The organism is Bradyrhizobium sp. 45, from assembly GCF_023073155.1.
Classification (GTDB): Bacteria; Pseudomonadota; Alphaproteobacteria; order Rhizobiales; family Xanthobacteraceae; genus Bradyrhizobium; species Bradyrhizobium canariense_D.
On sequence record NZ_JADPIX010000154.1, the window covers coordinates 564019 to 582216 of the forward strand.

At 64.0% G+C, this 18198-nt stretch carries 19 protein-coding genes; 12 read left to right on the forward strand and 7 right to left on the reverse strand.

Going from position 1 to position 18198, the window contains the following annotated elements:
* Positions 1–137 precede the first annotated feature (137 nt).
* The 3 genes from IVB42_RS39890 (at position 138) to IVB42_RS39900 (ending at position 2351) form a co-directional block, all read left to right on the forward strand.
* On the forward strand, positions 138–1241 hold the full coding sequence (locus IVB42_RS39890; RefSeq protein ID WP_018454458.1) for an anhydro-N-acetylmuramic acid kinase: 1104 nt from the start codon (positions 138–140) through the stop codon (positions 1239–1241).
* 98 nt (positions 1242–1339) lie between these two features.
* Positions 1340–2017, forward strand: coding sequence for a glutathione S-transferase family protein (locus tag IVB42_RS39895; protein ID WP_018454457.1), 678 nt, complete (start codon positions 1340–1342; stop codon positions 2015–2017).
* Between the two features lie 10 nt (positions 2018–2027).
* Positions 2028–2351, forward strand: coding sequence for a multidrug efflux SMR transporter (locus IVB42_RS39900; protein ID WP_039799056.1), 324 nt, complete (start codon positions 2028–2030; stop codon positions 2349–2351).
* Here IVB42_RS39900 and IVB42_RS39905 read toward each other — a convergent pair.
* Complete coding sequence (locus IVB42_RS39905) at positions 2348–2860, reverse strand: DUF1697 domain-containing protein (RefSeq protein WP_085358775.1); 513 nt, start codon at positions 2858–2860, stop codon at positions 2348–2350. The two genes, IVB42_RS39900 and IVB42_RS39905, sit on opposite strands and share 4 nt — an antisense overlap.
* A 7-nt stretch (positions 2861–2867) precedes the next feature.
* On the reverse strand, positions 2868–3515 hold the full coding sequence (locus tag IVB42_RS39910; RefSeq protein ID WP_007591562.1) for an alpha/beta hydrolase: 648 nt from the start codon (positions 3513–3515) through the stop codon (positions 2868–2870).
* A gap of 343 nt (positions 3516–3858) precedes the next feature.
* On the opposite strand from IVB42_RS39910, the gene IVB42_RS39915 reads away from it, so the two are divergent.
* The 8 genes from IVB42_RS39915 to IVB42_RS39950 all read left to right on the forward strand — a co-directional run bounded on the left by IVB42_RS39915 (position 3859) and on the right by IVB42_RS39950 (position 11461).
* A complete protein-coding gene (locus tag IVB42_RS39915; RefSeq protein WP_247395211.1) occupies positions 3859–4998 on the forward strand; it encodes a cysteine desulfurase family protein in 1140 nt (379 codons plus the stop codon).
* Between the two features lie 116 nt (positions 4999–5114).
* A complete protein-coding gene (gene sufB / locus IVB42_RS39920) occupies positions 5115–6611 on the forward strand; it encodes a Fe-S cluster assembly protein SufB (RefSeq protein WP_027569858.1) in 1497 nt (498 codons plus the stop codon).
* 62 nt (positions 6612–6673) lie between these two features.
* On the forward strand, positions 6674–7426 hold the full coding sequence (sufC, locus tag IVB42_RS39925) for a Fe-S cluster assembly ATPase SufC (protein WP_007609807.1): 753 nt from the start codon (positions 6674–6676) through the stop codon (positions 7424–7426).
* Positions 7427–7437: 11 nt separating this feature from the next.
* Positions 7438–8742, forward strand: coding sequence for a Fe-S cluster assembly protein SufD (sufD, locus tag IVB42_RS39930; RefSeq protein WP_247297406.1), 1305 nt, complete (start codon positions 7438–7440; stop codon positions 8740–8742).
* Complete coding sequence (locus IVB42_RS39935) at positions 8739–9986, forward strand: cysteine desulfurase (protein ID WP_204511094.1); 1248 nt, start codon at positions 8739–8741, stop codon at positions 9984–9986. Before sufD ends, IVB42_RS39935 begins: the two co-directional genes overlap by 4 nt.
* Positions 9983–10354 carry an SUF system Fe-S cluster assembly protein gene (locus tag IVB42_RS39940; RefSeq protein ID WP_007591551.1) on the forward strand — a complete coding sequence of 124 codons (372 nt, stop codon included), beginning with the start codon at positions 9983–9985 and terminating at the stop codon, positions 10352–10354. The genes IVB42_RS39935 and IVB42_RS39940 overlap by 4 nt, the downstream gene beginning before the upstream one ends.
* A 74-nt stretch (positions 10355–10428) precedes the next feature.
* Entirely contained in the window at positions 10429–10839 is a 411-nt protein-coding gene (locus IVB42_RS39945) for an iron-sulfur cluster assembly accessory protein (RefSeq protein ID WP_007609828.1), read from the forward strand.
* A gap of 181 nt (positions 10840–11020) precedes the next feature.
* Positions 11021–11461, forward strand: a complete 441-nt coding sequence (locus tag IVB42_RS39950; protein WP_018454449.1) for a TfoX/Sxy family protein — start codon at positions 11021–11023, stop codon at positions 11459–11461.
* A gap of 60 nt (positions 11462–11521) precedes the next feature.
* Here IVB42_RS39950 and fabA read toward each other — a convergent pair whose 3' ends face one another.
* The 4 genes from fabA to IVB42_RS39970 form a co-directional block, all read right to left on the reverse strand.
* Positions 11522–12052 (reverse strand): bifunctional 3-hydroxydecanoyl-ACP dehydratase/trans-2-decenoyl-ACP isomerase, encoded by a 531-nt coding sequence (fabA, locus tag IVB42_RS39955; RefSeq protein WP_085353496.1) that lies wholly within the window; start codon positions 12050–12052, stop codon positions 11522–11524.
* 105 nt (positions 12053–12157) lie between these two features.
* Positions 12158–13225 (reverse strand): GGDEF domain-containing protein, encoded by a 1068-nt coding sequence (locus IVB42_RS39960; RefSeq protein ID WP_085353495.1) that lies wholly within the window; start codon positions 13223–13225, stop codon positions 12158–12160.
* 166 nt (positions 13226–13391) lie between these two features.
* Entirely contained in the window at positions 13392–14960 is a 1569-nt protein-coding gene (locus IVB42_RS39965) for a DEAD/DEAH box helicase (RefSeq protein WP_026232735.1), read from the reverse strand.
* Between the two features lie 272 nt (positions 14961–15232).
* Positions 15233–16198, reverse strand: a complete 966-nt coding sequence (locus tag IVB42_RS39970) for a helix-turn-helix transcriptional regulator (RefSeq protein WP_085353493.1) — start codon at positions 16196–16198, stop codon at positions 15233–15235.
* A 210-nt stretch (positions 16199–16408) separates the two neighbouring features.
* On the opposite strand from IVB42_RS39970, the gene IVB42_RS39975 reads away from it, so the two are divergent.
* A complete protein-coding gene (locus IVB42_RS39975) occupies positions 16409–17923 on the forward strand; it encodes a caspase family protein (RefSeq protein WP_018454444.1) in 1515 nt (504 codons plus the stop codon).
* Between the two features lie 135 nt (positions 17924–18058).
* On the opposite strand, the gene IVB42_RS42125 is transcribed toward IVB42_RS39975, so the two are convergent.
* Positions 18059–18193, reverse strand: a complete 135-nt coding sequence (locus tag IVB42_RS42125; RefSeq protein ID WP_256465053.1) for a hypothetical protein — start codon at positions 18191–18193, stop codon at positions 18059–18061.
* Positions 18194–18198: the final 5 nt, after the last annotated feature.

Genomic DNA, 18198 nt, shown 5'->3' on the forward strand with positions numbered 1-18198 from the left:
TTACTGTTTTGGGAGCAATTTAAGGGTCATCCGTGGGAACTCGGTTGCTGCCCGCTACTTTGGCCTGTGGCATTATAAGATGTGTCCCTCTGGCACAAGATCGGCATGCCGGAAGGGTCTCTTGAGGACGCTGATCCATGATGTTGACGGCACTCGGTTTGATGAGCGGCACCTCGCTGGACGGGGTGGATGTTGCGCTGATCGAAACCGACGGAAAGCAGGTGAAGGCATTCGGGCCGTCCGGCTACCGGCCGTATAGCCCGGCGGAGCGCAACCTGCTGCGTCAGGCGCTGAGCGAGGCCGTGCACCTGGCGCAACGCGATGCTAGGCCGGGAGTTCTGGCCGAGGCCGAACGCGCAGTGACGCTCGCGCATGCCGAGGCGGTGGCCGCCTTCGTCGCCCAGAACCGGATGAAGCCGGAAGACATCGACATCGTCGGCTTCCACGGCCAGACCGTGCTGCACCGCCCCGAGAAGCGGCTGACGGTGCAGATCGGCGACGCGCCGGCGCTGGCCAGGGCGATCCATATCCCGGTGATGCATGATTTTCGCGCCGCCGACGTCGAGGCCGGCGGGCAGGGCGCGCCATTTGTGCCGGTTTATCACCGCGCGCTCGCCCATTCGCTGGAGCGCGAAGGGCCGATCATCGTGGTCAATATCGGCGGCGTCTCCAACATCACCTATATCGACGGCAACGACACGCTGATTGCCTGCGACACCGGACCCGGCAACGCGCTGCTCGACGATTTCATGTACCGCACCATGAACCAGGCGTTCGACGCGGACGGAAAGCTCGCAGCCCTCGGCAAGGCGGACGAAGCCTGGATCGCGCGGGCGCTGGAGCTGCCGTTCTTCGTAAGCCCGCCGCCGAAATCGCTCGACCGCAACGATTTTGCAGCACTAAAGCTCGGCGATGTCCTGCCGGCCGACGGCGCCGCGACCCTGACCGCCTTCACCGCGGCGGCCATCGCCCGCATCATCCCGCTGCTGCCACGCAGGCCGCGGAGCTGGATCGTCTGCGGCGGCGGCGCCCGCAACCGGACCATGCTCCAGATGCTGCGGGAGCGCGTTGGGTCCGCCACTGTCGAGGCCGCGGAGGCAGTCGGCTGGGCCTCCGACGCCATCGAGGCGCAGGCCTTCGGCTTCCTCGCCGCGCGCGGCCTGAAGGGCCTGCCGCTGTCGTATCCCGGGACCACGGGCGTGCCGATGCCGATGACGGGCGGGGTGATCGCGCGGCCTTGAGATCATAGGCGGGATGATGCAGATGCATTGATCTTGACAGGTAGATGCACATGCATCTATCTTTGATGCAGTTGCATCTAACCGTCGGGATTCTCGCCATGACCGCTTCACTGAAACTGATCAGCCACAAGCTTTGCCCCTATGTGCAGCGCGCGGTGATCGCGCTCAACGAGAAGGGCGTGCCGTTCGAGCGGGTCGACATCGATCTCGCCAATAAGCCCGACTGGTTTCTCAAACTGTCGCCGCTCGGCAAGGTGCCGGTGCTGGTCGTGACGAGCGAGAAGGGCGAGGTCGCGCTGTTCGAGAGCAACGTGATCTGCGAGTACATCGAGGAGACGCAAGGCGGCGTGAGACTGCATCCGGCGGATGCCTTGGAGCGTGCCGAGCACCGGGCGTGGATGGAGTTCGGTTCAGCAGTGCTCGCCGATCTCTGGGGCCTAGAGACCACGACCGATGCGGCGACGTTCGAGAGCAAGCGCCAGGCGCTGATGGTGAAGTTCGCCCGGGTCGAAGCGGCGCTCGGTGCCGGTCCTTATTTTGCTGGCGAAGCGTTCAGTCTCGTCGACGCCGTATTCGCCCCCGTCTTCCGCTACTTCGATCTGTTCGACGAGCTGACCGACCACGGCATTTTCCGCGATGTGCCGAAGGTCCGCGCATGGCGCGCCGAACTGGCGAAGCGTCCGAGCGTCCGTACTGCGGTGGGCGCGGACTATCCGCAATTGCTGCGCGCCTTCCTCGTGCGCCACGACGCGCATCTGCTCAAGCTTGCGGCCTGAGCCCACGCCGATGTCGCAATCCATGGCCTGGCTGATGCTGGTGATCGCAGGCGCACTCGATGTTGGCTGGGCGATCTCGATGAAATATGCGGAAGGCTACACGCGCGCTGGCTGGAGCGTCGTTTCGCTCGTGCTGCTCGTAGCCTTCGTTGTCCTGCTCGGGCGTGCTTTGAAGGTGCTCGAGGTCGGCGTCGCCTATTCGGTCTGGACCGGCATCGGCGCCGCCGGCACCGTCGTCATGGGTGTGGTGCTGTTCGGCGAGGCGCTGAGCGCGATGAAGATCGCGGGGATCCTGCTGGTGCTGACGGGGATCGCGGCGCTCAAGCTGGCCTAGAGCTCTGCGGCCATTTTCGCGAGCGTCGCGATCGTTTTCATGTTGCGCGCGGTGCCGGTCTTGGCGGCGGGGATGACCAGCTTCGACGTGCCCATGCCGTCGCCGTAATGCACGTAGATCTCGCGGCGGCCGAGGCGGATCTCCTCCTTGTTCTGGCCGCGAATGCCGGCGAGCGCATCCGCCGGCGGCGCCTTGTCGAGGAAGATCGCGACGGTACGGTTGGGGGCGGCCTTTGGAAACGGATTATCGGCCAAGACCTGCGCCATCTCGGTGGCGCTGCGCACGAGCACGCCGACCGGCGCGCCGGCATAGGCGTGCAACCGCTTTTCGAGTGCGGTCTTGATCGCAGATTGCGACTTGCGGCTTGTGAAGACGACGTTGCCGCTTGCAATATAGGTGCGCACGGCGGCGTAGCCGAGCTCCTCGCACATGGCCTTGAGTTCGCTCATCGGCAATTTGCCGGTGCCGCCGACATTCACGGCACGCAGCAATGCGATGAACGCACCCACGGAAAGCTCAGCGCACGTTGGCGAGGCGCATGTCGAGATAGGCGGTGATGGTTTCCATCAGCGGCTCGAGCTTGGCGTCGAAGAAGTGGTTGGCGCCCGGGATGACCTGCTGGTCGATCACGATGCCCTTCTGGGTCTTCAGCTTCTCGACCAGCGTGTTGACGTCCTTGGGCGGCACCACCGCGTCCTTCTCGCCATGCACGATCAGCCCCGAGGACGGGCAGGGTGCGAGGAACGAGAAGTCGTAGAGGTTGGCGGGCGGCGCGATCGAGATGAAGCCCTCGACCTCGGGGCGGCGCATCAGCAGCTGCATGCCGATCCAGGCGCCGAAGGAGAAGCCGGCAACCCAGCAGGCGCGCGCTTCGGGATTGATGGTCTGCGCCCAGTCGAGCGCCGCGGCCGCGTCCGACAATTCGCCGGTGCCGTGGTCGAACGAGCCCTGGCTGCGGCCGACGCCACGGAAATTGAAACGCAGCACCGAGAAGCCGCGATGCGCGAACGCATAGTAGCACTGGTAGATGATCTGATGATTCATCGTGCCGTGGAACTGCGGATGCGGATGCAGGACCATCGCGATTGGCGCGTTCTTCTGCTTGGCCGGATGGTAGCGGCCTTCGAGGCGGCCGGCGGGGCCGGTGAAAATAACTTCAGGCATGATGATCTCTTGATTGATCCCTTGAAGACGCTCTTCAACAATCAACCGATTGTGCGGATTTCATCGGCTGCTGGGCCGATCAAGCCGCGAATGGAAGGGTGGAGCGGCGCCCTCGGATGATGCGCGAGCGGCGCGCGGCGAACTGACGCGCGCGTTCTAACATGAGCCGAGGGTCAAAAAGCAAGCATCTTGAACATCGCCCAATGAGCTCAAGGCGTTAGCGTCATGGCCGCGTCGTCGCGCGATGGGGGAATCCGGAATCGAGATTGCCAAGTGCTCCAGGGGAGCCCATGTCGGGTACCAGCGCTGGCGCAGCAATCAGTCTCAGGTAATATAATACTCTATGCCGAGCCGCATCTATCTCGACTGGAATGCGACCACGCCGCTTCGCGCCGAGGCCCGAAGCGCGATGCTCGCAGCCTCCGAGCTCATCGGCAATCCGTCCTCGGTTCATGCCGAGGGGCGCGAGGCGCGGCGCCTTGTCGAGGACGCGCGGGCCCTGCTTGCGACCTCCGTCGGCGCGCTGCCGCGGAACGCGGTTTTTACCTCCACGGGAACCGAAGCCAACGCGCTGGCGCTGTCACCGGGTCTTCGAGGGCCCTCTGGCGGGCCTGTCGAGCGGCTTCTGGTCTCGGCTGTCGAGCATGCTTCGGTGCTGGCGGGCGGCCGGTTCCCGACCGATCAGATCGGTCAGATCAGGGTCACGCGCTCCGGCGTGATCGACCTCGACCATTTGAAGGCGCTGCTCGGCGACGGCCCGCCGGCGCTGATCTCCATCATGGCGGCCAACAACGAGACGGGCGCGCTGCAGCCCATCGCCGAGGCCGCGGGAATCGTTCACGGGGCTGGCGGCCTGCTGCACGTCGACGCAATCCAGGCGTTTGGAAAAATCTCATTTGATATCAAAGTGATCGGCGCAGACCTTGCGACCTTTTCTGCACACAAGATCGGCGGCCCCAAGGGGGTCGGCGCGCTGGTCGTGGCCGAGGGCGTGGCCGGACTTGAGCCGTTGCTCCGAGGCGGCGGGCAGGAGCTCAACCGGCGCGCCGGAACCGAGAATGTCGCCGGTATTGCCGGCTTCGGCGCAGCGGTGCGGGTCGCCCTTCAGGCTTTGCCCGAGGATGCGGAGCGGATGGCAAGCCTAAGAGATCGCTTGGAAAATGGCATTCGCTCCATGGCGGGTGCAACGGTCTTCTCAAGTGATGTTGGGCGGTTACCTAACACCGTTCTTTTCACGGCTCCCGGGTTGAAAGCCGAGACGGCGGTGATCGGTTTCGACCTCGAAGGTGTCGCGGTGTCCTCGGGATCTGCCTGTTCCTCGGGCAAGGTGCAGCCGTCCCACGTGTTGTCGGCAATGGGGTATGATCCGACCGTCGCCCAAGGAGCGGTGCGTCTCAGTCTGGGCTGGTCCACGGAGCCGGATGACATCAACAGGGCGTTAGAGGCTTGGCGAAAGCTCGGTAATACCCTACTTAATGGATAAGCGATGAAACACGCCTTGAACGGTTCTAAGCGCGTGCGTCCCGCCAAGAAACATCGTAATAGTCGTCCGAGTTTGATGATCCACCGCGGTCCTTGAAACCGCGAGCGGAGGATAGAATGCCAGCCGTGCAAGAGACGGTCGAGCGCGTGAAGCGCATCGACGTCGACCAGTATCGTTATGGGTTTGAGACCCTGATCGAGTCCGACAAGGCCCCCAAGGGGCTGTCGGAAGAGACCGTCAAGTTCATCTCCGAGAAGAAGAACGAACCCGCCTGGATGCTCCAGTGGCGGCTCGAGGCCTATCGGCGTTGGCTGACCATGACCGAGCCAACCTGGGCCCGCGTCGACTATCCCAAGATCGACTTCCAGGACCTCTATTACTATTCGGCGCCGAAGCCGAAAAAGACGATCACCTCGCTCGACGAGATCGATCCCGAAATCCTCAAGACCTACGAGAAGCTCGGCATTCCCTTGCGGGAAGTCGCCATGCTCGAAGGCGTCGAGCCGAAGCCCGGCGAGGAAGACCCCAACAGGCGCAAGATCGCGGTCGACGCGGTATTCGATTCGGTCTCGGTTGCGACCACCTTCAAGGCCGAGCTGAAGAAGGCCGGCGTGATCTTCATGCCGATCTCGGAGGCGATCCGCGAGCATCCCGAGCTGGTGCAGAAATATCTGGGATCCGTGGTGCCGACGTCGGACAATTTCTACGCAACGCTGAACTCGGCGGTGTTCTCGGACGGCTCGTTCGTTTACGTGCCGCCGGGCGTGCGCTGCCCGATGGAACTGTCCACCTACTTCCGCATCAACGAGCGCAACACTGGCCAGTTCGAGCGCACGCTGATCATTGCCGACAAGGGCTCCTACGTCTCTTATCTCGAGGGCTGCACCGCGCCGCAGCGCGACGAGAACCAGCTGCACGCGGCCGTGGTCGAGCTCGTCACGCACGACGACGCCGAGATCAAATATTCGACGGTGCAGAACTGGTATCCCGGCAATTCGGAAGGCAAGGGCGGCATCTACAATTTCGTCACCAAGCGTGGTGACTGCCGCGGCAACAATTCCAAGATCTCCTGGACCCAGGTCGAGACTGGTTCGGCGATCACCTGGAAGTATCCGAGCTGCATCCTGCGCGGCGACAATTCGCGTGGTGAATTCTACTCGATCGCGATCTCGAATGGCTATCAGCAGGTCGACAGCGGCACCAAGATGATCCATCTCGGCAAGAATACGTCGAGCCGCATCATCTCCAAGGGAATCGCAGCCGGCAAGTCGCAGAACACCTATCGCGGGCTCGTTACCGCGCATCGCAAGGCGACCGGCGCGCGCAACTTCACCGCCTGCGATTCGCTGTTGATCGGCGACAAATGCGGCGCGCACACCGTGCCCTACATCGAAGCCAAGAACTCGTCGGCGACGTTCGAGCACGAGGCCACCACGTCCAAGATCTCCGAGGACGTGCTGTTCTACTGCATCCAGCGCGGCCTCACGCAGGAGGAGGCGGTCGGCCTCGTCGTCAACGGCTTCGTCAAGGACGTGCTGCAGCAACTGCCGATGGAATTCGCGGTGGAAGCGCAGAAGCTGATCTCGATCTCGCTTGAAGGATCGGTCGGCTAGCGCCGGCCCTCGCGGCGCGCGTCGCGCGCCCTATGCATCATTTGAATAAACTGGACACCAAGATGGCTTTGCTTGAAGTGAAAGACCTCAAGGTTCGTGTCGAGGAGCGTGAGATCCTCCATGGGTTGACGCTGACCGTGAACGAGGGCGAGATCCACGCGATCATGGGGCCGAACGGCTCCGGCAAATCGACGCTGTCCCACGTCATCGCCGGCAAGCCTGGTTACGAGGTCACCGACGGCGAGATCCTGTTCAAGGGCGAAGACCTGCTCGCGATGGCGCCCAACGAACGGGCCGCCAAGGGCGTGTTCCTGGCGTTCCAGTATCCGGTCGAGATCCCCGGCGTCTCCACCATGAATTTCCTGCGCACCGCGCTGAACGCGCAGCGCAAGGCGCGCGGCGAGGGCGAATATTCGACGCCCGACTTTTTGAAGAAAGTCCGCGAAGTCTCGAAGTCGCTGAACATCCCGCAGGACATGCTCAAGCGCGGTGTCAATGTCGGCTTCTCCGGCGGCGAGAAGAAGCGCAACGAGGTACTGCAGATGGCGCTGTTCGAGCCGAGCCTGTGCATCCTCGACGAGATGGATTCCGGCCTCGACATCGACGCGCTGCGGATTGCGGCCGACGGCGTCAACGCGCTGCATTCGCCCAAGCGCGCGATGGTCGTCATCACCCATTATCAGCGGCTGCTGAACTACATCGTGCCTGACGTCGTGCACGTGATGTCAAAAGGCCGTGTCGTGAAGAGCGGCGGCAAGGAACTGGCGCTGGAGCTGGAAGCGTCCGGCTACGCCCAGTTCGAGGACGCCGCGTAAGGAATTTTGAGATGAACGTTGCTGTGGCAAAGACCGGAAACGGCCGCGCGGTGAGCGATCTCTTCGCCAGCGCCGAAGGCCGGCTGCCGGGTTCGCCTTCCGTGATCGCGGTACGCCGCGAGGCGTTCGAGACCTATGAGCGTCTCGGCCTGCCGCACCGCCGGATCGAGGAGTGGAAGTACACCGATCTGCGCGCGCTGGTCGGCGAGGTACTGCCGCTCGCGGCTGCGCCCGATGCGACTGCGTTGAAGCGCGCCGCGGACGCGGTGAAAGCGCATGCGATCACGGGCGCCCGCAAGCTGGTGCTGGTCGACGGCGTGTTCGCTCCCGATCTCTCCGACGTCAAGGCGCTGGCCTCCGAGGCGGGCTTTAAGACATTGCGGGAGACGCTGGAGAAGGATTCCGGTCTGTTAAAGACCGCGGCCACCGATGCGGTGATCGCGCTGAACGCCGCGATGGCGACCGACGGTGTCGTGCTTCATATCGCCGACGGCACGCAGCTGTCCGCGCCGATCCAGATCATTCACATCGCGGTTGCATCTTCCGCGTCGGCTTTCACCCGCTCGCAGGTTGCGGTCGGGAAGGGCGCTCGTGCCACGATCATCGAGAGCTTTGTCGCGGCCGGCGCCAAGGCTTACCAGGTCAACGATGCCGTCATCCTCTCGGTTGGCGATAATGCCGACATCGCGCATATCCGTCTGATGGACGATTCGCCGGATGCTGTGAACATCACCTCGCAGTTCGTCACGGTCGGCGCGAATACAAAGCTGAACTTCTTTAACATGACGACCGGCGCGGCAGTCAGCCGCCTGCAGGGCTTCATCACGCTGGCAGGCGAGGGCAGCGAGCTCTCCGTCAACGGCGTGAACCTGTTGCAGAAGACCGAACATGGCGACACCACGCTGGTGGTCGACCATGCCGTGCCGAACTGCGTCAGCCGAGAAGTTTTCCGCGCCGTGATCGACGATCGCGCCCATTCGGTGTTCCAGGGCCGCATCATCGTTCGTCCCGATGCGCAGAAGACCGACGGCAAGATGATGATCCGCGCGCTGCTGCTCTCGGATGAGGCGGAAGCCGACAACAAGCCCGAGCTCGAGATCTTTGCGGACGACGTCTCCTGCGGTCACGGCGCCACCGCCGGTGCGCTGGACGACAGTCTGCTGTTCTATCTGAAGGCGCGCGGCCTGCCGGAGAAGCAGGCCCAGGCGCTGCTGATCCAGGCCTTCGTCGGCGAGGCGATCGAGCAGATCGCCAACGATGATCTGCGCGAGCACGTGATCGGCATTGCCGAGCGCTGGCTGGAGCGGCGCCAATGAGCACGCATCCGGCAGTCAAGAACGGCTCTTACGACGTTGCGCGCGTGCGCCAGGATTTTCCGGCGCTGGCCATGCAGATCTACGGCAAGCCGCTGGTCTATCTCGACAACGCCGCATCTGCGCAGAAGCCGAGCGCCGTGCTCGATCGCATGACGCAGGCCTACACCTCCGAATATGCCAACGTGCACCGCGGCCTGCATTATCTCGCCAACGCCGCGACCGAAGCCTATGAGGGCGGCCGCACCAAGGTGGCGCAGTTCATCAACGCGCCGCGGACCGAGGAAGTGATCTTCACCCGCAACGCGACCGAGGCGATCAACCTCGTCGCCTCGTCCTGGGGCGAGCCGAACATCAAAGCAGGCGACGAGATCGTCATTTCGATCATGGAGCACCACTCCAACATCGTGCCCTGGCATTTCCTCAGGGAACGCCATGGTGCCGTGATCAAATGGGCGCCGGTCGACGACGAGGGCAATTTCCTCATCGACGAATTCGAAAAGCTGCTGACGTCGAAGACCAAGCTGGTCGCGATCACGCAGATGTCGAACGCGCTTGGCACCATCGTCCCGGTCAAGGACGTCGTGAAGATCGCCCACGCCCGCGGCATTCCCGTGCTGGTCGACGGCAGCCAGGGCGCGGTGCATATCCCAGTCGACGTCCAGGACCTCGGCTGCGACTTCTATGTCTTCACCGGCCACAAGGTCTACGGGCCGACCGGCATCGGCGTGCTCTGGGCCAACTACGACCACCTGGTCGCGATGCGCCCCTATAACGGCGGCGGCGAAATGATCCGCGAGGTCTCGCGCGACATCGTCACCTACGGCGATCCCCCGCACAAATTCGAGGCCGGCACGCCGGCGATCGTCGAGGCCGTCGGGCTCGGCGCCGCGATCGACTACGTCAATTCGATCGGCAAGGAGCGCATCGCCGCGCACGAGCACGATCTCGTCACCTACGCCCAGGATAAGCTGCGCGAGATCAACTCGCTGCGGCTGATCGGCACGGCGCGGGGCAAGGGCCCGGTGATCTCCTTCGAACTCAAGGGCGCGCACGCCCACGACGTCGCCACCGTGATCGACCGCCAGGGCATCGCGGTGCGCGCCGGCACCCATTGCGTGATGCCGCTTTTAGAGCGGTTCAACGTCACAGCCACATGCCGGGCGTCGTTCGGCATGTATAATACGCGGGAAGAAGTCGATCATCTGGCACAGGCGCTGTTGAAGGCGCGGGATTTGTTCGCATGAGTGACACGGCCGAAATCAAAGCCAATCCGATGGAAACCCAGTCGGCGCTGCCGCCTGAGGAGACCGAGCGTCTCACCACCGAGATCATCGCCGGGCTCAAGACCGTGTTCGACCCGGAAATCCCGGCTGATATCTACGAGCTCGGCCTGATCTACAAGGTCGAGATCAAGGACGATCGTTCCGTCGATGTGCAAATGACGCTGACGACACCGAATTGCCCGGCCGCCGGCGAGCTGCCGACCATGGTCGAGAACGCGGTCGCCAGCGTCCCCGGCGTCGGCGTGGTCGACGTCAAGGTGGTCTGGGAGCCGGCATGGACGCCGGAACGCATGAGCGACGAGGCCCGCCTCGTGCTCAACATGTGGTGACGCGTAACCTCGGCTTTAGATCCTTGTTAGATCCTTGGCATTGAATTCGCTCGGCAACGGACCACATCATTGACATGACACAGATATCGTCGGGCTCGACACCAGCATCCACTCCAAAGCCGAGGCGGCCCCGCCCGCAGGTCATGCGGCTGACGGACGCTGCCGCCCAGCGCATCAGCGAGCTGACCCAGCGGGCCGATTCCGAGATCGTTGGCCTGCGCGTCGGCGTCAAGAACGGCGGCTGTGCCGGACAGTCCTACACCGTCGAATACGCCCATGATGTCCGCCCGACCGACGAGGTCGTCGAGGACAAGGGCGTCAAGATCCTGGTCGATCCGAAGGCCGTGCTGTTCCTGCTCGGCACCGAGATGGACTACAAGGCCGACAAGATGCAGGCCCAGTTCGTCTTCAACAACCCCAACCAGATTTCCGCCTGCGGCTGCGGCGAGTCCGTCGAGCTGCGCCCGGCGCAGATCGACGGGTAGTCCGTTTCTCGCAAATCGCTCCGCTGTCGTCCTGGCGAAGGCCAGGATCCATACCGCGTGATCTCGCGGTGATCGTCGGTGCCAATACCGACGCTGGCACGACTGGCAGTCTTCGCTAAACTCCCTCCCGTGGAATGGGTCCTGGCTTTCGCCAGGACGACCGTGCGGAAATAGTTCAGCCATGGACCGCGAATTTCTGATCGACCTGTTCGCCGATTTCGGCCCCGTCGCCATCCGGAAAATGTTCTCCGGCTACGGCATCTCCGCCGACGGCGTCAACTTCGCGCTGGCCTTGCGCGCCGGCCTGTTCTTCCGCGCTGACGAGATGACCATCCCGGATTTTGAGGCGGAAGGCTCGAAGCCGTTCCAATACTCGACCCGCGCCAAGACCGTGGTGGTGAACTCCTATTGGGAGCTGCCGGCCCGCCTGTTCGACGATTCCGCGGAACTCGCGCAATGGGCGAGGGCCGCGCTTGCTGCTGCCCAGCGCGCCAAGGTGAAGAAGCCGCCCAAGGTGAAGAAGGCGGCGAAGAAGGTTGCGAAGAAGCCCGTTGCAACGAAGCGGCCGACCAAGAAGAAAACAGTGCGCAGGGCGGGCAAAGCGAAGCGTGCCCTCCGCTGAGGTGCTGGTGTGGGAGATGATGGGCATGGCGCTGAGCGCCTTTGCCCACCCGATGGGACTTCACTCCACGGCCTTGGTCAGACCAACCCGCATGTCCCTGGCGGTGAAGACGCAGACGCCGTCGGCCAGCACGCGACCGTCGGCAATTCCGAGCACCAGCTTGCCGCGCCGGACCATCCTCATGGAGACCTCGTAGCGCACGCGTTGCGCGTTCGGTGTGACCTCGCCCGTGCACGCGACTTCGCCGACGCCGATGGCGCGGCCCTTGCCCGGCGAGCCCGACCATCCCAGCCAGTAGCCGACCATCTGCCACATGGCATCCAAACCCAGAGACGCTGGCATCGTGGCATCGCCGTGATAGTGGCAATCGAAGAACCAATGGCCCGGCGCGATGTCGAGTTCGCCGACGATATGGCCCTTGCCGAACTCGCCGCCATCCAGGCTGATCTCCGTGATGCGATCCATCATCAGCATCGGCGGCGCTGGCAATTGCGCATTGCCCGGCCCGAAATAGCCGCCCTCGCTCGATCTCAGCAGCTCGTCCCTGGTGTAGGACGGTTGCGGTGAGTGAAAATCATGCGGATTGGGCAAGACGACAAGTCCTCCGGATCTTCGCAGTCGGACGCCTCAAGACGGCGAGGGAGATGTCGTTCGTCGGGTCAGAATGTCAAGCGCTGGCGGTGCGCGGCTTCGGCGTCACGCCACCCGGTTATGGGTCTCGACCGTGAATTCCGGATCGGCCTCGCAGATCACGCGGTTGCGGCCGTTGCGTTTGGCGGCGTAGAGGCAGGCATCCGCGCGTTCGATCAGCGCATCGGTGTCGTCACCCTGCTTGAGCATGGAGACGCCGACGGAGATGGTGACCCGGCCAAGGATTTCGCCGGTGGACTTCTTCTTTAGTTCCTTCGCCATCACCGCGCGGCGGATGTGATCGGCCACCGTGAGGGCCTGGCGCAGCGCGGTGTTGGGCAGCACGACCGCGAATTCCTCGCCGCCATAGCGGGCGGTGATGTCCTGGCCCTTGATGGTCTGCTTCAGCGACAGGCCGACCAGCCGCAGCACCTGGTCGCCGGTGAGATGGCCGTAGGAATCGTTGAACGACTTGAAATGATCGATGTCGACCAGCAGCAGCGACAGCGGCTCGCCGGAGGCGAGCGCGCCTTGCACGGCCATGTCGATCATGCGATCGAAATATTTGCGGTTGCCGAGCCCCGTCAGCGGATCGGTCAGGCTCTCGGCGCGGATCGCCTCCAGGCTCTGCTGGAGGTTGCTGATCTCGCTCCTCGAGAGCGTCAGCCGGTCTTCCAGCGCCTTGTTGGTCTCGCGCATCTCGCTGGTCGAATGCAGCAGCGTCTCGATGATCGACTTGATCTGCTCGCGGCTTTCGGCCGATGACAGCTTTTTGGTCGCGTCTGACAGGCTCGCATCGTAGGAGCCGGTCATCGCGAGCGCGTCGCCGAGAACCTTTATGACGTCGTCGATCTCGCCGATGACGCGCGCGCCGACCTTGTCGATGCGCTCGGTGGTCTTGATGTGGGAGAGGTAGGTCTCGTAGATCTGATCGAGATCGGCTTCGGTCAGCTTGCCGCTTCGCGCCAGCGTCTCGTTGATGATCTTGTTGAGCGGGGCGTTGTAGCCGGTGGCGTAGACGTACCAGATCTCGTAATTGCGGGGAATTGCCGTCTGCCGTAGCGATCGGATCTGACCGAGCGCTACCTGGGCGAACGCCATCGTGCGTTCGTGTTCGTCGAGCACCTTGACCACGGAACATACCCCACAGCGACCGGCGCGCCGACGACCGCAGCAATACTTAAATTATGTTCGTAGGCTAACGGACGATCGTGAACGCCCCGTAAATATACGTCCACGAATGCATCCGAAAAAGTGCGCGCCGGCTTGGTTTCAACCAAAGCTGGGCGCGCATCGTGCTTCAGGCGCCGGCGGGGGAGCGAACTGGACGCAGCAGAAAGGCCGGCAGATGCGAGTGGTCACCCGGCTCGCTGTCGGCTTCGCGTTGGCGGCGCGGCTCGGGACGGCCGATCGACGGCACATGCGACGGATTGGCCTGCTGGCGCGCACCGTCACGCGGCTCGGATGATGGCTTGGCTTCGCGCGGCGGCCTGGCTTCACGCGAAGGTCTGGCTTCACGCGGAGGCCTTGCCTCGCGCGCGGGCCTTGCTTCGGAAGCGGGCCTTGTCTCGGGAGCGGACCGTGCTTCGGCCGAAGGCTGTGCCTCGCCACGCGGTTCGCGCGGCTCGTGGCTGCGCTCACGATCGCGGCCGCGCTGCGGCTTGCCGCGTCCGCCGCGTGAACGTTCACGGCCGCGCTGCTCGCGCGGACGCTCGCTCGCGTCGGAAGCATCGGTGCGGACTTCGAAATCGCCCTCCGCGCGTGGAATGCTCTGGCCGATCAGCTTCTCGATCGCCACCATCGACTTCTGGTCGAGCGGCGTGACGAGCGAGATCGCCATGCCGGACCGCCCTGCGCGACCGGTGCGGCCGACGCGGTGGACATAATCGTCGGGATGGTGGGGAACGTCGAAATTGAAGACGTGGCTGACCTCGGGGATGTCGAGGCCGCGGGCGGCGACGTCGGATGCGACCAGGAGGGGCAGCTCGCCCTTGCGGAACTGCTCGAGTGCCGCCGTGCGGGCCGACTGGTCCATGTCGCCGTGCAGCGCGCCGACGCTGAAGCCGTGCTTTTGCAGCGATTTGTGAACGACGGCGACCTCGCGCTTGCGATTGCAGAAGATGATCGCGTTCTGGAGATCCTTCGCCTCGCGCAGCAATCGGCGAAGCAGCTCGCGCTTCTCGTGCGCCTCGCGCCCGGCCGGGACCTGACACTGCGTAACGGTGACAGCGGTGGTGGCGGGCTTCGATACCTCGATCTTCTGCGGATTGTGCAGGAAGGTTTCGGTGATGCGCCGGATCTCCGGCGGCATGGTCGCGGTGAAGAACAGGGTCTGCCGCGTGAACGGGACGAGCTTGCAGACGCGCTCGATGTCGGGAATGAAGCCCATGTCCAGCATGCGGTCGGCTTCGTCGATGACGAGCAGCTCGACGCCGGTGAGCAGCAGGCCGCCGCGCTCCGTGTGGTCGAGCAGGCGGCCGGGAGTGGCGATCAGCACGTCGACGCCGCGCGTTAGCTTGGCATCCTGGTCGCCGAAGGAAACGCCGCCGATCAGGAGGGCGACGTTGAGTTTCTGGCCCGCGCCGTAGCGGTCGAAGTTTTCCTTCACCTGCGCCGCGAGTTCGCGGGTTGGCTCAAGGATCAGGGTGCGCGGCATGCGCGCCCGGGCGCGGCCCTTTTCGAGAATGGTGAGCATCGGCAGCACGAAGGCCGCGGTCTTGCCGGTGCCGGTCTGGGCGATGCCGAGCACGTCCTTGCGAGCGAGGACGTGAGGGATCGCCTGTTCCTGAATGGGGGTGGGGGTGGTGTAACCGGTGGCCGCCACTGCAGCGAGGACTTTTTCGGATAGTCCGAGATGGGTAAAAGACATTGAGCCTCTGGTCGAAACCGCCGTTCGGAATCGAGGGTAATAAGGCTGTCGCGTTCCACCCCAAAACGGCGCGCTCTCAAAGAAGCTGGGGGTGCTGACTCACGCGAACAAAGCGCCAAACTCAGGAATCGCTCTTCGATCTGAGCCGCGTCGCCACGGAACATAGGGGGGAATCGGCCAAAGTCAATGGAGCGGGCGCGGGAAGGCCCTAAAAAACCTGAGGTTTTCGCCCAAATAGTGGGAGCGGCTGCGGTTTTCCGCCCAAACGTCGGCTAGCGCCCCTCCGGCCCCTGCGCGCGGAAGTCGCCGGGCGCGATCCCGTAGGCGGCGTTGAAGACCCGGTAATAGGTCGCGACGCTCTCGAAGCCGCAGGAGGTCGCGATGTCGGCAATCAACCGGTCCGGGGCTTCGCGCATCAAGCGGCGGCTCTGGTTCAGGCGTTCGTCCGTCACGGTTTGCGAAAAACTCCTTGCCGCGCTTTCGAACAGCATGTGCAGGTGACGCACGGAGACACCGAGCAGGTCGGCCACCATGGCCGGCGCCAGATTTGGGTCTTGCAGGTGCCGCGCGATCAGGCGCCGCGCCTGCGAGAGCCGGGCGGTCCGCAGCGCGGCCTGCCCGAGGCGGCTGCCGGCCCGCAGCATGCCGCGCTCGATCAGCGCCAGATGGGCTAAAGCCTCGACGAGCGAAGCGGCATCGGCGGCGCCGTCATCACCCGCGGCAACCGTACCGAGATCGGCGAAGCAGGCGTCGAGCAGGGGCTTCAAGCCGGGATCGTCGAACGTCCGGGGCGCAAGCTCGCGCATGCGCTTGTCCTGCATGGAGAGGCCGCTCACGGGAATCTTCAGGATCCGCAGGTGGAAGCCGCCCGTGCCCAGCGGCGTGGCGCGATAGGTCTGGTCGGTATGGCTGGTGGCGAAGCTGCCATTGGCGATCGTGAAGTCGCTGCCGCGCATGCCGCCGAACCACGCGCCGCTGCCGAGCTGCTGATAGACGCAGAGGCTGTCGCCCGGCGCGTGAGCGATGTCGGTCACGCTGCGCTCGACCGTGTAATGGGAGGCCTTCAGCTCGACGAGGCCGGCTCCGCCAAGCCGGCGCAGCGAGAATTCGCCGAAGAAGTTCGCGCGGCGTTCGGGCTCGAGTTCGACGGTGACGCCGAACAGGCCCTTGGCGCGCACCTCGCGCCAAAAGTCGAAGCGGTCGTGCGGCTCGACCTCGTCGGTGCACCAGCGATACACGGCGGCCCCTCGCTTCCAGCGGAATTGCCCACAAGAATTGACCGAGAAAAAGCAAATTCCGGTGGCATCTACCATAGGCTGGACAACAGACCTGAGTCCTCAGGGCGGTTGAACCAGCGATGTGGCTGGGCCGACTATCACATCAAAGGCGCGGTTCCCATGAACCGCTGTTCGAGGGAACCGGCGTGGGCCGTTCTTGAGGGATTTTCGATGACGCGTCGGCTTCTCAGAGTACTGGCAGCGCTTGGCCTTGCGGCCGGCCTCAGCGGTTTCGCGCTTCCCGCCTGTGCCGAGAAGCGCGTTGCGCTCGTCGTCGGCAACAACGACTACAGGAACGTTCCGAAGCTGCTCAAGGCGGTCAACGACGCCCGCACCATGGGCGATACGCTGAAGCAGCTCGGATTCTCCGTGATGCTCGCCGAAAACCAGAGCCGGCAGCAATTTTCGGAGACGCTGCTCGCGTTCGATCGGACGATCGAGCCCGGCGACACCGCGTTCTTCTTCTATGCCGGCCACGGCTTCGAGATCGCAGGCCAGAACTATCTGCTGCCGACGGACGTGCCCGCGGCGACGGAAGGGCAGGAAGAACTGGTGCGTGACGCCTCCATCCTGGCCGATCGCATCGTCGAGCGCCTCCAGAACAAGAAGGCGCGGACCTCGATCCTGGTGTTCGACGCCTGCCGCAACAACCCGTTCGAGCGCAAGGGTACCCGCGCCGTCTCCGGTGGCGGCGGGCTTGCCCCGATGGTGCAGCTGCCCGAAGGCGTGTTCTCGGTCTTCTCGGCGGGCCCGCGCCAGACCGCGCTCGACCGCCTCTCCAATGACGACGCCAATCCCAATTCGGTATTCACGCGCACCTTCGCCAAGGAACTGCTCCAGCCCGGCGAGAACCTGGTGCAAGTGGCGCAGCGTACGCGCCGTCTCGTGAGCGAGATGGCCGACACTGTCAAGCACAGGCAGGTGCCGGTCTATTTCGATCAGATGGTCGATGACGTCTTCCTCAGCGGCATCGCCAAGGATGCCGCCGCGCGCCCGGCCGATCCGCCGGCGCAGAAGCTCGCGGCGCTGCCACCGGTGTCGGTGCCGCGCGTGCCGAAGGAGGAGACCACCAACGCGCCGATCGCGAGCTTCTCGCGTCACAATGGCGGCTGGAGCGTGGTGTTCTCCTTTGCCGATCCGACCCTCGGCGTTTCCTGGCGCATGGCCGGCAACGGCGACTTCCGCGAAACCGGCTTCATCGATACGCTCGACCCGCGCACGCGCAAGAGGATGCCGAACCCGTCGATCGAATTGCCGCCGGACGCGCAGGCCGGCACCATCGAGGTTCGCTATGTCGACCAATCCGGTGACATGCAGGGGCCGTTCCCGATCAGGTTCGATCCCGAAGCCGCGCTGATCCGTGACCAGCGCAAGATCCTGGACATGACCGCGACGAGCTGGCTGTCATTCCGCGAGTTCAACGGGCTGCTGGTCTACTACACGCACCTAGTGTCCTACCGCTGCGCCATCCGCGAGGTGCGCATCGGCATCGATACCGCCGTTCCGAACCAGGTGTTGAAGATGCCGGGCTGCGACATGCGCGATCCCAGTGCGATCAGCGCCGGCATGCCGCTCTCCATGAAGCTCGCGCCGGCAACGCAGTTCATCTCGGTGGAGCTGACCTATCGCGACGGCAGCGTGTCGGAGATCAAGAGCTTCCGCAGCGCGAACCGCAGCAACAACTGAGGTGTCGAGCAGGCCGCTTAGCTATTCGCGGCGCTTCCGGATGAAGCGTTTGAGGGCCTCGATCAAGGACGGGGTCAGCGGGAAGAAAGCGCCCATCGCGATCGAGATGATGACTTGGCGCGGCAGGAGCTTGACCTACTCCTCGTGCGGATAACCGTTCTGTTCGATGCGCACCGGCGCAAGCGGCGGCCTGCGCGGTGCGATCATGATCAAGACGAAAAGCACGTTGATCAGGATCCAGACGCCGAGCAGTATGAGGATTGTCTGCACTGCAA

What these genes read in the sequence shown, in the direction of transcription:
- IVB42_RS39890 (WP_018454458.1), top strand. Translation starts at nt 138, where the DNA reads ATGATGTTGACGGCACTCGGTTTGATGAGCGGCACCTCGCTGGACGGG.
- IVB42_RS39895 (WP_018454457.1), top strand. Translation starts at nt 1,340, where the DNA reads ATGACCGCTTCACTGAAACTGATCAGCCACAAGCTTTGCCCCTATGTG.
- IVB42_RS39900 (WP_039799056.1), top strand. Translation starts at nt 2,028, where the DNA reads ATGTCGCAATCCATGGCCTGGCTGATGCTGGTGATCGCAGGCGCACTC.
- IVB42_RS39910 (WP_007591562.1), bottom strand. Translation starts at nt 3,515, where the DNA reads ATGCCTGAAGTTATTTTCACCGGCCCCGCCGGCCGCCTCGAAGGCCGC.
- IVB42_RS39915 (WP_247395211.1), top strand. Translation starts at nt 3,859, where the DNA reads ATGCCGAGCCGCATCTATCTCGACTGGAATGCGACCACGCCGCTTCGC.
- sufB (WP_027569858.1), top strand. Translation starts at nt 5,115, where the DNA reads ATGCCAGCCGTGCAAGAGACGGTCGAGCGCGTGAAGCGCATCGACGTC.
- sufC (WP_007609807.1), top strand. Translation starts at nt 6,674, where the DNA reads ATGGCTTTGCTTGAAGTGAAAGACCTCAAGGTTCGTGTCGAGGAGCGT.
- sufD (WP_247297406.1), top strand. Translation starts at nt 7,438, where the DNA reads ATGAACGTTGCTGTGGCAAAGACCGGAAACGGCCGCGCGGTGAGCGAT.
- IVB42_RS39935 (WP_204511094.1), top strand. Translation starts at nt 8,739, where the DNA reads ATGAGCACGCATCCGGCAGTCAAGAACGGCTCTTACGACGTTGCGCGC.
- IVB42_RS39940 (WP_007591551.1), top strand. Translation starts at nt 9,983, where the DNA reads ATGAGTGACACGGCCGAAATCAAAGCCAATCCGATGGAAACCCAGTCG.
- IVB42_RS39945 (WP_007609828.1), top strand. Translation starts at nt 10,429, where the DNA reads ATGACACAGATATCGTCGGGCTCGACACCAGCATCCACTCCAAAGCCG.
- IVB42_RS39950 (WP_018454449.1), top strand. Translation starts at nt 11,021, where the DNA reads ATGGACCGCGAATTTCTGATCGACCTGTTCGCCGATTTCGGCCCCGTC.
- IVB42_RS39965 (WP_026232735.1), bottom strand. Translation starts at nt 14,960, where the DNA reads ATGTCTTTTACCCATCTCGGACTATCCGAAAAAGTCCTCGCTGCAGTG.
- IVB42_RS39975 (WP_018454444.1), top strand. Translation starts at nt 16,409, where the DNA reads ATGACGCGTCGGCTTCTCAGAGTACTGGCAGCGCTTGGCCTTGCGGCC.